This is a genomic window from Hyphomonas sp. UBA3601, from assembly GCF_002375605.1.
Lineage (GTDB): Bacteria > Pseudomonadota > Alphaproteobacteria > Caulobacterales > Hyphomonadaceae > Hyphomonas.
Genome location: NZ_DFME01000057.1, coordinates 1 through 13,083 on the forward strand (window position 1 = coordinate 1; position 13,083 = coordinate 13,083).

A 13,083-nucleotide genomic window follows, 5' to 3' on the forward strand; every position below is an offset into this window, starting at 1 on the left:
TTCAAGCTGGCCCTGCTGCCCTCCGGCCTCGTGGAGGGCAGCAGGGCCAGCTTGAACACCTTGCCGTCAATGACCAGCGTGTGGCCAGCATTGTGCCCGCCCTGAAAGCGGACGACCACATCGGCGCGGCTGGACAGCCAGTCGACGATCTTGCCCTTGCCTTCGTCGCCCCATTGGGCCCCGACAACCACTACTCCGGCCATGATTCCTGCTCCTGCAAAGTCCGCGGCGACATGGGCAGGATTTGGCCACCAATTGCAAGAGGGGGGAATGAAATCCCTTTGTCGCAGGCAGGCGCGGATGCGCCCCTATCCGGACACGCGGCCTGCGCTCCGGCAATCGGTCTGGGTGTGGCGCGGGCTCAGCCGGACTCCTCCCATGTCGCCTCAAGCGAGGCATTGAGGAGCCCCGGCAGGGCCGTGGACAGCGCCCCGAGTTCCGGGGACAGCCGGAACGCGCTGTGTGCATGTCCCGTCATGGGCCTTGGTTCGCCGCTGGCCTTGAGGCGCTGGAGGGAGCGGGCAAGGCGCTTGGCGGCGCTGTCCGGGGATTTCAGGACGCGGCGGATCGCCCGGATGCGCGCGAGCAGTCTTGCGGTCGGGACCGGTCCTTGTGGTCCATAAGAGGTCCCGAAAGTGTCCATAACCGGTCCAGACGGAAATGGGCCGCCCGCACGGGGCAGCAGCGCGAAACAGGGGTCTGCCACAGCGGGGAAGGTGACCAGCTCGACGCCCTCCGGCAGGCCGGGGGCCTGCGCGCGCTTGCGCGGCGGCGCGAACACGATGTGCAGGCTGAGCGCCATGAGGGTGAGCAGCCGCCGGACGATCTGTTCAATTTGTTTCAATCGGCCATTTGCCTTGCCCCGGCGCGTGCGCGGCATCTTTTCAGGCCGCAAATGCAGATTGTCACGCGCGACCAGATCGGTCAGCGCGCGCTCCGCAACTTCCAGCCCCATGCTGAGGAAAGACCGGTCAACACTCATGGGCCCAAGTGTGAGGGCGATGTGCGTCAGACGAATTGGGGGACGCTTATCCTCGTGAGCGGGGGCGATAGGAGAGGACAAATCCTCGCTAATTTCATGAGGTGGAGGCTTTGTTCGTATCTTCTGCTTTGGGCGCATTTCCAGACGTAAGGATTCGCGCTTGATCAGATCAATTTTGACCCTTCGTCATCGATCGCGCTACAGAAACCAATGACTTAAGTCGCCCTAAAATGGCCGCTCGCAATCTTCATTGAAGCACATGTAAGCATTTTGCTTTTTGTGATGATGGATCTATTCTGCGTTCGGATCGAAGCGGAGATCGCATGTTCGGGAACAAAAAGAAGAAACGAAAAGTTCTGAGACTGCTCGATGACGCGGCGGACAACTTTCAGTTCCCAATGCTCGACAATGGAAACTTATATCTGGCCGCATCGCGCTTATCGGTTTTTTGCAACGATCGAGACTGGGCATTCGTTTTCGAGATCTTTGGGTTTTCACCCAGAGCTGGTCAACCTGACCTGAGTGTGCAGACAATTGCCTCGTCAGTTGAGAACAGAAACCCTCGATCCAACTATGCTAGCGATGAGGCTTACAACAACTACCTTAAACACAATCAAAATTACGAATTCAGAAGTTTCTTTCCCATAGAGAACGACGACTGGATCGACGAAGAAAATCCAGAGCTAGTCGCGTTATCGGGTGAGGTTATAATTCGAGGCAAATCTATTCCGCTTCCGTCAAACCCAGAGTATGAGGCGGCCGGCATCCGCTTGGAGTTTGATCGGCCAGCTGTTCACGAACTATGCAGACTGCTCGCCGAACAACACCGAGAGCTGTTACTTGCCTCGCAAACGGAGCGGAAAACAAATCTCCCTAATTCACTGCCGCATTTGATTACTCTCGATGATTGGCAGCACCCAGATTTAGCCAACGGGCAAAAACCAAGTGAGGTTGCCACGTTCAGTAAACTCGCCAATGTCGTTCAAACTGGAGACCCCAACAAGTTTTCAATCGGCGAAGCCGGAAATACAAATTGGCGTAATTGGCCAGAAGGTGGCCTTCTCTAAAGCGCCCGAAAGCACTTTGAGAGCTCACAGGCGATCATCGGAGAGAGTCCTATTCTCGCCCCACAACGGCCGCTCGCAGATTCCGAAAAGGGCGCAAAGCCAGACATTAGAATCTCAGCACCATCCGGCGGCTTTTGGCCCTAACCCGCCTTTCGGCGATCAAAAACCGATGACTGCTCTTGGCGTCAGAACGGACGTTGGCATTTATAGAAAAATGTCGCTACTTGATTACCACTTAGAACAACGAGCAGTGCGAATGCCGACAGCCGAACACTTTTGGGATTGGTTCCTGCAGCACGAAGAAGAACTTCGCAGCATTAGGCGAGACCGCAGGCTGTTTCAGCTACTGGGAGAGCATTTGCTGATTTTGGACATTCCCAAATGGGAAATTGGACCGTTTGATACGAATGGTTCCAAGCACTTTCTGGCGCTGTCAGGGTCCAAGGTTACTGAGACCGGTAAGAGAAATCGCGAACAACTTCTCGAGATGGACGCTCCATCGACTTGGATGATTTTGCCTTTTCGACCACCGAAACGATGGAGCCGTCAGTTTCAATGGGGACCTGATAGGGTGAGCATCAATGCGAATGGTTGGCTATTCGAGGTCCATAAATTTGATGATGGCATGTTCGACCTAATTCTGCATTCCGACATTCACGAGATTTCGAACGCCGCGGAGAAGAGAGACGCTCTAATCACAGCGCTAGACAATGAGTTGGGAGAGGCCGGCATGATCGAGAAAATCAACGCCGTTGAGTTGCGTGTAAATGTAGATTCATCTGATCGCGAGCGATTGATACCGATGAGCCACCTTAAAGAAATTATCTTGTCTGAAGCCCGCAAGCGGTAGGGCAGCTCCCGGCGTCGAAGGGATCAATCCTGCTTTAGTCCATTGTCGGCCAAACCGGACGAAACCGACTATTGAAAATCCGAAAAAGTTCTGCATCGATGCCCTGGCGGATTCTTGTCAGACGGTTCAACAGCTCGTCGCTGTAGCCTCTTTTTTCCCACCTAAACTGATGACCCATAATCCATCTCGGCATCTGCCATATCTGAGAGATGAGCTCTGGTGATGACAAAACTTCATCAATCTCCAGCTCTTTGAGTTCTTCGATCAGAATTTCCAGTTGTTGGAGGTTCGCGCGTGCGTGGTCGTCACCTCTATCATAACGTAGTTCAATCAAGGGACCATTTTGTCCTTTGATACCACCATCAACCTTCCAGTAACTCGCAAAATCCTGGTCGCTCATAAGTTTACCTGTGTTGGAATTACGAAAACACCAATAGACGGGAAAATCTCTAACGTCCCTTCCTGCCCCAAAGCTGTCTAAATGGCTGGTTTTGAGTTATTTTGCCATTCGAGTATCGAGAATTTCTGACCGCTTCTGGCGATTTCTTGCCCCTCAGAAATCTGGCGGGATTAGAAAAAAATTCAGGGGAAATTCTAGATAGCTGATCGCGCGTTAGTCGGTCTTAGCCGGGATCGAGGGCAGCTTTTGGCCCTTTTTGGACATCGGCGAGGGTCGACGTGAGTGGCTTAAGTCGCCCCAAGAAGGACGCTGGCGATGTCTTTTCTGGCGGAGGAGCGGACCAAGGCCGTGTTGCTCAATCCGTTTTCGATGCAGGTTGAAATACGTCTTCTATCCTCATTTCGAAGGCAGCGGCCAGCTCGAAGGCGAGCGGCAAAGAAGGATCAAAACGACCGTTCTCGATCGATATGATCGAATTGCGAGACACGCCAACCCTCGCTGCGAGCTCTGATTGGCTCCAACCCCGTTCGCGGCGCAGCGATTTCATTCGGTTCTTCATTGGCTGTTACTCAGATCGCGACATCCAGTATCGCCATCCTGCACTGAGCAAGAGCGTGCAGACCATTTGCGCAAGCACCACGCTCATGAAGCCGCCAGTGAAGGCCATCAAGACGAGTTTTCTATCCGGGGCGGCTACGTCCCCGAGACTTCCAGAAACAGCAACAATCGCATTCTGCAAGGCAGGAAAAGAGAGCAAAATTGCGATGGTCCCAGCGCCCGCGAGCCAGCCCCATTGGCTCGAGAAACGGGCGGCGCTGCGGTGCCACTCGTCGAATTTCTGATGCTTCTGGATCGCAAGCACGAAGCTCGCAACCACGGTCCCCGTCGCGGCAATGCCTGCGCACAAGTAGACGACGGATTCGGGTTGCTGTTTCAGCCAGGGAATTGCGGCAATGAACATGACCGGTAGACCGATCATGATCGTGGTGAGCGCGAGCATTGAATAGGGTTTATTGAGCCAAGACATTGTGCGTTCCTTTATTGCGTCGCCTGCAGAGGCTCTGAAGCGACTGAGATATGCAAAGCTTACTTGGCATGCCCAAACTGAAATGACAAGTGTGCTTTGCATGCAATGCTGAAACAAACTGTGTAGATGGATTTTCAAACGCTAAAATAGACCGCTGCGCCGACGCCGAGAATAGACCTGAGCTGAGCGGCTTAAACTCGCCCCAAGTCGGCCACTCAGCGATTCTTACGCGATGACCACTCTTGGCGATTTTCTGACATTCAATTTCGTTTAGCCGTTTCGGCTGCTTTCGGGATGAACCGGTCTCCCGAGCATTGGTTCGCCTGAGGTTCCAAGTCACCCTCAAGCCCCTCACACCAGCTCATAATCCTCCAGCTTCACCTCGGCGACGGCGTCGGCATAGGCGCGGGTGTGGCCGGACCAGTTCTGGGTGATCTTGCCGGAGCCGGTCTTGTACCAGCTGTTGCAGGCCGGATCGGCCCAGACCGTTTTCGAGAGCTTTTCCTGCAGATCCTTGTTGAAGGCCTCCTGGGCCGCTTCGGTCGGAACGAGGGCGGCGGCGCCTTTCTCGTCCAGCGCTTGCAGGGCCTTAATCGTGTATTCGACCTGACGCTCCAGCATGAAGGTGATGGAGTTGTGGCCGAGATTGGTGTTCGGGCCGTAGAGGACAAAGAGGTTCGGGAACCCGTTCACGGTGATGCCGAGATAGGCTTCCGGGCCGTCGTCCCACTGATCTGCGATCGTCACGCCATTGCGGCCGATCACGTCGACAGACCAGCGCCAGCCCGTCGTTTCGAACCCTGTTGCAAAGGCGATCACGTCGTATTCATGCACCTGGCCGTCTACCGTCTTGATGCCCTCCGGCACGATCTCCGCGATGTGATCGGTGACAAGGTCGACATTCGGTTCCATCAGCGTGGTGAGATAGTCGTCTGAAATCAGAATACGGCGGCAGCCGACCGGATAGTCCGGCGTCAGCTTCTTGCGCATCTCTTCATCAGGGACCTGTTCCTGAAGGTGATCAGTGGCCAGCCGCGTGAAATGGGCCCGGCCTTCAGGTGTCCATTCGAAAGCCTGCCAGAAGAAATAGTCGGCATTCTCATAGATCAGCTTGCGGTTCATTTCCGCGAATTCCATCGCCTTGTCCGGGATGGTGAACATCAGCGCCATTTCCTCCGGCGCAATGAAGCGGTCATTGCGCGGGATCACCCAATTGGGCGAGCGCTGGAACACGCCGACCTGGGCACAGGTTTTCGCGACTTCGGGAATGATCTGCACGGCGCTGGCGGCCGAGCCCACAATGCCGATCCGCTTGCCTTCCAGGTCAACCGAATGGTCCCATTCGGCAGAATGCATCACCGGTCCGTTGAAGCTGTCCTTGCCGGGAATGTCCGGCCAGAAGGGGCGGTTCAGCTGCCCCAGCGCGCCGATCACAGCATCCGCCTCTAGCGTGTCGCCCTTCGCTGTGGTGACGGTCCATTTCTTTGTGCCTTCGTCCCAGACGGCTTTTGCCGCAGCCTCGTTCAGGCGGAGGTTCGGGCGCAACTGGAAACGATCTGTGATCTCCTCGGCATAGGCCTGAATTTCGGGCTGCTGCGGGTAGACGCGCGTCCAGTTCATCGACTGCGCAAAGGAGAGCTGGTAGGCGGCGACGGGAACGTCACAAGCACATCCCGGATAGGTGTTTTGCGCCCAGGTGCCGCCGACCCGGTCTGCCTGTTCCAGAATCGTGAAGTCGTAGCCGGCTTCCTGCAGCTTGATGGCGGCGGTCAGTCCGCCCAGGCCAGCGCCGATGATGACGATATGCTTGTCCGGCATGCGTGTATCCTCCCATTATTTTTATGGGAGAAGAGTGTCACGATACCTGCGTTTCACAAGGGGTTCCGCCGCGCGAGCCTTACCCGTCGAATTTGTAGGATATGCGCACGCCGATATTGTCCAGGCCCTGATTGCGGCCATTGCCGAGAATCTGGCCGTGACTGAGATGTTCATAGAGCAGCTCTGCGCCCCAGGCCTCGTTGATGTCATAGTGCAGACCAAACGTGGTGCGGAACAGGTCGCGTGACCCGAGCAGGACATGGTCTTCGGTGAACGCATCACCTTCCGGGCTGCCCTGCGGGAAGGGGCTGTTCAGTTCGCCATCATGCAGCACATAGCCCACGCTCGGTTCAAAGGACCATTTGTCCGAGAAAGGGAAGGACCAATGCAATCCGACGCCGCCAAAGCTTGTATTGCTGTTGGTGCTCAGGCTGCCCATCACATAGGGCTTGGGACTCCAGATCAGGTCCAGAAACTCCGGGGATTTAAAAAGGAGCTCGGCGCTGATGTTCTGGCCGGGCTCCTTATTGGCATTGTTGCAGTCGGTGACGCAGATATTTTCCTGCATCACGCCCAGCCGGGCTTCGCTCAGAATATCGGCCTGCGCGGATCCGGCGAAGACGGTTGTGGCGGAAAACAGCAAAATGGCGGCGCGGTTCATACATTACCCCGAATTAACGTTAATACACAAAGATGGAAGTCAATGCGGCACCGTCAAGCGCGTTCCGTCAGCTTTTTCCTCGCGCCCAGCGTTGGGTGGCATTTGCGACACGTTCACCGAACAATTCCGCCGTCTTCAGATCAGCCGCGTCGGGCCCATCTTCGGCGGATAGATCGGTGAGGGCCTGTGTGGCGAGTCCATTGGAATGCCCAGCGCGGTTGAGCGCTTCCGAGAAATCGTGGCCCGAAGCATTGAACCCGGACTTCATGCCGAAATTCACCCAGATCATGCCTTGCTGCGCGGCGAGCGTGGCGAACTGGGCGAGCGTGCCGGACTTGTCGCCGGCCAGAGAGCCGGAATTGGTGAAGCCTGCGGCGATCTTGTCTTTCCAGGCATCGGTGAACCAGGCCTTGGACGAGGCATCCATGAACTGTTTCATTGGTGCTGAGGCGGAGCCCATATAAGTCGGCGCGCCAAAGATGATGGCGTCGGCCGCAGCCAGCTCGTCCCAAGGGCCGGTGTCGGGGGAGGCGAGATCTTCGGCCTTGTAGAGCGTGACCTCGGTGCCGGTGGTTGCGGCGCCCTTGCGCACATGTTCGGCAACCTTGGCCGTGTGGCCATAGCCTGAGTGATATACGATAGCGATCTTGGTCATGAGGATGTCCTTTCGTGTTGAAAGGAGCAAATAGGGCGGGCGATCCCTCGGATCAGCCCGCCCCATTCGAATAGGATTTATGCAAGTCCGGTATGAAAGCCGGCCTGAATTACTAGAAGGTCAGCACTTTCGCATAGCGTACCTGAGGCAAGGCCTCGAGCGTCTCCATCATGTCTGCGGGTGGCACCGCATCAATGCCAATCAGCGCAATCGCCTCTTCGCCAGCCGCTGTGCGGCCGAGATGGAAGGTGGCGATATTGATGCCGGCCTCGCCGAGCAACTGGCCGAGCGCGCCGATGAAGCCCGGCTTGTCGAGATTGTTGACGTAGAGCGTGACCGGCGAGAAATCGCCTTCCAGCGCCATGCCCTTCACTTCGACAATGCGGGGCTGACCGGCGATGATCGTGCCGGCCAGCGTGCGCCAGCCGCCCTCGGGGGCGTTCTTCGTTGCCTTGGTCTTCACCTTGACGCGGATCAGGCTGTCATAGACCGGGCTGTCCTCGGTCTTGGTCTCGGTCAGCTTGACGCCGCTGTCGGCAAGGATCGCCGGGGCGGACACCATGTTCACATCACCGCGCGAGGCGCGCAGCAGGCCAGCCAGCAGGGCTGCCGTGAGTGGCTTGCGGTTCAGGTCAGCGACTTCGCCTTCATATTCGATGACGACTTCATCATAGCCGAAATCCGAAATCTGGCCTGCAAAACTGCCGAGCTTTTCGGCAAGCGCCGCAAATGGCTTGATGCGGGGGGCTTCCTCGGCCGTGATCGACGGCATGTTGAGTGCGTTGGTCACGGCGCCGGAGAGCAGATAGTCCGACATCTGTTCGGCAACCTGCAGGGCGACATTTTCCTGTGCCTCGGCCGTTGCCGCGCCAAGGTGCGGCGTGGCGATGAAGTTCTTTGTGCCGAAGAGCACATTGTCCTTGGCGGGCTCCACCGCAAACACGTCAAAGGCAGCGGCCTGGATATGCTCGCTTTCGAGCAGATCTTTCACGGCTTCCTCGTCGACAAGGCCGCCGCGGGCACAGTTGACCAGGATCAGGCCTTTCTTTGTCTTCTCCAATGCTTCGCGGGAGAGGACATTCCTGGTCTGCTCCGTCAGCGGAACGTGTAGCGTGATGACGTCTGCGCGGGTGAGCAGGTCTTCGAGTTCAACCTTTTCGACCCCCAGTTCCACGGCGCGTTCGTCCGTCAGGAACGGATCATAGGCAGCGACCTTCATCTTCAGGCCGATGGCGCGCTCGGCAACACGGCTGCCGATATTACCACAGCCGATCAGGCCGAGCGTCTTGTAGGAAACTTCCGTGCCCATATAGCCAGACTTCGGCCATTTGCCCTCTTGCGTCTCGGCATTCGCCGCAGGGATCTGGCGGGCGGCGGCGAACATCATTGCGATGGCATGCTCGGCCGTCGTGATGGCGTTGCCGAAGGGCGTGTTCATGACGACCACGCCCTTGGCGGTGGCGGCCTTGATGTCGATATTGTCAACGCCGATACCGGCGCGGCCAATGACTTTCAGGTTCTTGGCGGCGGCGATGACGTCCGCATTCGGCTTACAGGCCGAGCGGACGACGAGACCGTCATATTCCGGAATTTCCGCGATCAGTTCTTCCGTGTTCAGACCGGTCTTTGTGATGGTTTCGATGCCACGCGCGTGGAAGATTTCCACGGCGGCGGGAGAGAGTTTGTCTCCGATAAGGACTTTGGGCATTGGTCTAATTTTCTCTTTTCAATATTTTCAGGAGTCCTGACATGAGTTCGTCAGGCATAAATTCGGGAATGTCTGCAGCAAGAGCTACTCTTGCGACGTCTTCAATTTGGCTTCGAAAATTCAGAGCTTCAGGTTCTTCCGCGCAACCGACAACGTTCTTCAGAAGATCGCCGGGATACATATCGCCTTCCAGCCAAGGGTCCGACATCAATCGTCCAAGGGCCACGGGAAGCAGATGTTTCAGATGAATCCGCTGACCGACCAGCAAGCGAACACCTTCGTTAGTGAGCATGGATACATCAGTTTTGACGTACTTCGCACACTTTCGAACAAGCGGCGTCGCATCCGACTCGGGATCGGGCCAGCGTGAGCCAGAAAGCTCTTCAAGCGTTGCCATTGGGTAACCCTCAGAGTGTTGCAGCTTCCTGGGCGAAGGCCCAGTCAAGCCAGGGCGTCAGCTTGGCGACGTCGGATGGTTCCACCGAGCCGCCACACCAGATGCGCAGTCCCGGAGGGGCCTTGGCGTATCCAGCCGCGTCAAAGCAGGCATTCTCGGTTTCGAGCCGTTTCATCATGGCCTTCACGAAAGCGCGCTGGGCGTCCTCGTCGAGACCGGCCACGCGGGGATCAACGATCTTGAAGGTCACGCCCGTATTGGAGCGGACATCCGCATCCGGACAGAGGAAATCGACCCAGTCGGTCTTGGCGACCCAGTCCGTGAGATGCGCAAGGCTCTCGTCGGAGCGGGCCTTCATGCCGGTCCAGCCGCCGAGGCTTTCGCACCAGTCGAGCGCCTGAAGATAGTCTTCCACGCACAGCATGCTTGGCGTGTTGATCGTGGCGCCTGCGAAGAGGTCCTCGTTCAGCTTGCCGCCCTTGGTCATGCGGAACAGCTTCGGCAGGGCGCGATCCGGCGTATAGGTTTCGAGACGGCGGACGGCGTTCGGTGACAGAATCAGCATGCCGTGGGCCGCTTCCCCGCCAAGGCATTTCTGCCAGGAATAGGTCACGACATCGAGCTTGGCCCATTCAATGTCCTGCGCGAAGGCGGCAGAGGTCGCGTCGCAGATCACGACACGGTCCGGGTTCGGCTTGATCCAGTCTGCATTCGGCACGCGCACACCAGAGGTCGTGCCGTTCCAAGTGAAGATGATGTCCGCATCATCGCGCGCCTTGGAGAAATCCGGCAGCTGGCCATAGTCGGCGCCGTATGTCTCACACTCAGGCAGCTTCAATTGCTTGGTGGCATCGGTGACCCAGTCCTGGCCGAAGCTTTCCCAGGCGAACACGTCCACGGGCTTTGCGCCCAGCATGGACCACATGCACATCTCGACGGCACCGGTATCAGACGCGGGCACGATCGCCACGCGATAATCGTCCGGAATACCGAGAATGGCTTTCGACCGGTCAATCGCGGCTTTCAGCTTCTTCTTCGCATCACCGGAACGGTGAGAGCGGCCAAGAGCGGCGGTTTCAAGTTTTTCGAGGGAAAATCCGGGACGCTTTGCAGTCGGGCCGGAAGAAAAGTGCGGGCATGCTGGCAGCACGCCGGGTTTGGCGACATTCGTCATCTGTTTTTACTCCTATCCTCACAGATAGGCTGGGCACCGTTGGGGGCGCCTGGCCCGCCGCGTCTGTCTCACATTTCTATGGGACGCGCAAATGACATTATTGCGTCTGGTGTAGCGGGGTGCTTCACTTCGGCTCATGACCCTCACCATTCACCGCCTGTCGGGCACTCTGGGTGCCGAAATCCATGGAGCAAACCTGCTCGCTGGGCTGTCCAATGCCGATTTCGATGAGATCCATCAGGCTTTCCTGGATCACAAGGTGATTGTTCTGCGCGGCCAGCATGGCCTGTCGCCGGACCAGCAGAAGGATTTTGCCCGCCGCTTCGGCACGCTGAACATTCACCCTTACGTGAAGGGCATGGATGACCATCCGGAACTGATGGAGATCATCAAGGAGCCGGACGAGAAAACCAATTTCGGTGGCGGCTGGCATTCCGACATGAGCTTCCTTGAGGAGCCAGCACTCGGCTCGGTCCTGCACGCCATCGACGTGCCGCCCTATGGTGGGGACACATTATTCGCAGACCAGCAGGCCGCCTATGATCGGCTGTCCGATGGGCTGAAGGCCACGCTGCAAGGCATGACCGCCATCCATACGGCCAGCAAGGAATACGGCGCGGATGGCTATTCCGCTGCCGTGCGCCAGTCGATGGACGCCAAAGCCGCGCCCGATGCGCCGGAATACGAACACGCCGTCATCCGCACGCATCCCGAGACGGGCCGCAAGGGCCTGTTCATCAACCCCGCTTTCACGCTGCGCTTTGCGGGCTGGAGCCGGAAGGAAAGCCGACCGCTGCTCAACTATTTGTTCGACCTGTCACGGGAAGAGCGCAATACGTGCCGCGTGCGCTGGCAGGAGGGCGACGTCACCATGTGGGACAATCGCTGTGTCTGGCATTATGCGCTGAATGATTATCACGGCCATCGCCGCCACATGCGCCGGGCGACGATCAATGGTGACAAGCCGCGCTAGGCGAGGTTGCTGAGCACGCCCCAGGCGATCAGGGCCTGACCGCCATAATAGAGAAACCAGAGCGCGATAGAGGGCAGGGCGGGCTTCGGCGCGTCCGCTGGCCTGACAAATAATTGAAATGACAGGATCACATCTGACGCGATGAACATGAGCGCGCCCAGCAGGACAAGAAGATAAGCGGGCTCGAGCCTGAGGGCGGCAGCGCCCATCATCAGGATGATGCCGCCATATCCGATCACCGGCAGACGCATGCCCTTTGTGACCCACGGCGCCAGCCAGCGAATGAAAACGACCCCGCAGGCGATCAAGCCAATCTGTGCTGCGAGGATCAACAGGGTCCGGTCGGCCTGGGGCAGCGCCCAGAACAGGGCGATATAGGTGACATGCGCGGCAAAGAACGCGCCCATGCCAGGCAGAAGGAATTTGTCATTTTCGTCTGCCTCAAGGAAGAAATCACCAAGAGAACTGAGGGCCAGCCCGGCCACCAGCAGGACTGGGCCTCCCAGCAAATATGCCCACAGCGCCAGCAGGGCGGTGGAGCCGGTTTTCACGATCAGCTTGAGCAGGCTGTGCGGTCGCCAGCAGAAGGCCGTGCCGTACAGGACGCCGAGGACCATCGATGTGAGCAGGACGCCAGTTGGAAGTGTCACCGGATCAGTCTGCGCGCTTGACTGGTTCCGGCAGGCGGAGCAGGCGTCGTGCCATTCCGCGATGCACGTCTTTCACATGCATGCCGACAATACCTAGTGCCGTGGCCAGCACGGTTGCGTCATCTGTAAAACCGAGCCCGGCCAGGAAATCCGGCAGCAAGTCAATTGGCATTACGAAATAGGCGCCGGCGGCAAACAGAACGCCTTTTGCCTTGAGTGGCGTGTCAGGATCGCGCGCGGCGAAATAAGCTGCCGCAAGGTCATCCGCGAACGGTATCTTTCCGGCAACGCGCAGCAGCTTGGGCACGAGCCCTCTCGTATTGCGTTCAAGGCGCTCGACCGATTGCGGTGTGAACCGTCCCTCGGCGTCCTTGACCATGTTGATAATTTCCGCTGCGTCAGACATTGCGAACTCCTGTCAGCACTATAGACCAACAGTGTATCAACAAAAACAAGGGAGGGCAGCAGCCCATGGAACTGAACTCGAATATCTCTGCCGTTATTACAGGTGGCGCGTCTGGCCTTGGTGCTGCAACCGCCCGTAAGCTGGCATCGCAGGGCGTCAAAGTCGCCCTTTTTGATCTCAATGAGGAGAAGGGCGAAGCTCTCGCCAAGGAACTCGGCGGCGTTTTCTGCAAGGTGAACGTGACTGACGAAGAATCTGTGGACGCTGGCTTTGCAAAATCCCGCGCTGCCATTGGCCAGGAACGCATCCTCGTCA

At 57.6% G+C, this 13,083-nt stretch carries 17 protein-coding genes; 4 read left to right on the forward strand and 13 right to left on the reverse strand.

Annotated features, from left to right (window positions below; translation table 11 throughout):
* Both B4F73_RS06415 and B4F73_RS06420 read right to left on the reverse strand, forming a co-directional pair.
* Window positions 1-203, reverse strand: a 203-nt coding sequence (locus tag B4F73_RS06415) for an adenylosuccinate synthetase (protein ID WP_290482779.1), incomplete at its 3' end; no start/stop codon positions are given.
* 158 nt (window positions 204-361) lie between these two features.
* On the reverse strand, window positions 362-982 hold the full coding sequence (locus B4F73_RS06420; protein ID WP_290482780.1) for a hypothetical protein: 621 nt from the start codon (window positions 980-982) through the stop codon (window positions 362-364).
* A 323-nt stretch (window positions 983-1,305) separates the two neighbouring features.
* Between B4F73_RS06420 and B4F73_RS06425 the strand changes: the two genes are divergently transcribed.
* Together B4F73_RS06425 and B4F73_RS06430 are read left to right on the forward strand one after the other, a co-directional pair.
* Window positions 1,306-2,049, forward strand: a complete 744-nt coding sequence (locus B4F73_RS06425; RefSeq protein ID WP_206992076.1) for a DUF7003 family protein — start codon at window positions 1,306-1,308, stop codon at window positions 2,047-2,049.
* The gene (locus tag B4F73_RS06430; protein ID WP_290480545.1) at window positions 1,958-2,899 is read left to right on the forward strand and encodes a hypothetical protein; all 942 of its coding nucleotides are present in this window, start codon (window positions 1,958-1,960) and stop codon (window positions 2,897-2,899) included. The genes B4F73_RS06425 and B4F73_RS06430 overlap by 92 nt, the downstream gene beginning before the upstream one ends.
* Window positions 2,900-2,933: 34 nt before the next feature.
* Here the strand turns inward: B4F73_RS06430 and B4F73_RS06435 are convergent, their stop codons facing one another.
* The 9 genes from B4F73_RS06435 to B4F73_RS06475 form a co-directional block, all read right to left on the reverse strand.
* Window positions 2,934-3,299, reverse strand: coding sequence for a hypothetical protein (locus B4F73_RS06435; protein WP_290480544.1), 366 nt, complete (start codon window positions 3,297-3,299; stop codon window positions 2,934-2,936).
* A 355-nt stretch (window positions 3,300-3,654) separates the two neighbouring features.
* Window positions 3,655-3,858, reverse strand: a complete 204-nt coding sequence (locus B4F73_RS06440; RefSeq protein ID WP_290480543.1) for a helix-turn-helix transcriptional regulator — start codon at window positions 3,856-3,858, stop codon at window positions 3,655-3,657.
* A gap of 6 nt (window positions 3,859-3,864) precedes the next feature.
* Window positions 3,865-4,326, reverse strand: coding sequence for a hypothetical protein (locus tag B4F73_RS06445; protein WP_290480542.1), 462 nt, complete (start codon window positions 4,324-4,326; stop codon window positions 3,865-3,867).
* A 351-nt stretch (window positions 4,327-4,677) separates the two neighbouring features.
* Window positions 4,678-6,144, reverse strand: a complete 1,467-nt coding sequence (locus tag B4F73_RS06450; protein WP_290482781.1) for a flavin-containing monooxygenase — start codon at window positions 6,142-6,144, stop codon at window positions 4,678-4,680.
* Between the two features lie 79 nt (window positions 6,145-6,223).
* Complete coding sequence (locus B4F73_RS06455; protein WP_290480540.1) at window positions 6,224-6,805, reverse strand: acyloxyacyl hydrolase; 582 nt, start codon at window positions 6,803-6,805, stop codon at window positions 6,224-6,226.
* A gap of 67 nt (window positions 6,806-6,872) precedes the next feature.
* Window positions 6,873-7,460, reverse strand: coding sequence for a flavodoxin family protein (locus B4F73_RS06460; protein WP_290482782.1), 588 nt, complete (start codon window positions 7,458-7,460; stop codon window positions 6,873-6,875).
* Window positions 7,461-7,572: 112 nt separating this feature from the next.
* Entirely contained in the window at window positions 7,573-9,168 is a 1,596-nt protein-coding gene (gene serA / locus B4F73_RS06465; protein ID WP_206992083.1) for a phosphoglycerate dehydrogenase, read from the reverse strand.
* 4 nt (window positions 9,169-9,172) lie between these two features.
* A complete protein-coding gene (locus tag B4F73_RS06470; protein WP_206992084.1) occupies window positions 9,173-9,565 on the reverse strand; it encodes a contact-dependent growth inhibition system immunity protein in 393 nt (130 codons plus the stop codon).
* A gap of 10 nt (window positions 9,566-9,575) precedes the next feature.
* Entirely contained in the window at window positions 9,576-10,739 is a 1,164-nt protein-coding gene (locus B4F73_RS06475; protein ID WP_290482783.1) for a phosphoserine transaminase, read from the reverse strand.
* Between the two features lie 136 nt (window positions 10,740-10,875).
* On the opposite strand from B4F73_RS06475, the gene B4F73_RS06480 reads away from it, so the two are divergent.
* A complete protein-coding gene (locus B4F73_RS06480) occupies window positions 10,876-11,712 on the forward strand; it encodes a TauD/TfdA dioxygenase family protein (RefSeq protein ID WP_290482784.1) in 837 nt (278 codons plus the stop codon).
* On the opposite strand, the gene B4F73_RS06485 is transcribed toward B4F73_RS06480, so the two are convergent.
* Together B4F73_RS06485 and B4F73_RS06490 are read right to left on the reverse strand one after the other, a co-directional pair.
* Window positions 11,709-12,362 (reverse strand): lysoplasmalogenase, encoded by a 654-nt coding sequence (locus B4F73_RS06485; protein ID WP_290482785.1) that lies wholly within the window; start codon window positions 12,360-12,362, stop codon window positions 11,709-11,711. The genes B4F73_RS06480 and B4F73_RS06485 overlap by 4 nt on opposite strands.
* A gap of 4 nt (window positions 12,363-12,366) precedes the next feature.
* Window positions 12,367-12,768 carry a YkvA family protein gene (locus B4F73_RS06490; RefSeq protein ID WP_206992088.1) on the reverse strand — a complete coding sequence of 134 codons (402 nt, stop codon included), beginning with the start codon at window positions 12,766-12,768 and terminating at the stop codon, window positions 12,367-12,369.
* Window positions 12,769-12,833: 65 nt separating this feature from the next.
* On the opposite strand from B4F73_RS06490, the gene B4F73_RS06495 reads away from it, so the two are divergent.
* Window positions 12,834-13,083, forward strand: a 250-nt coding sequence (locus B4F73_RS06495; protein WP_290482786.1) for an SDR family NAD(P)-dependent oxidoreductase, incomplete at its 3' end; no start/stop codon positions are given.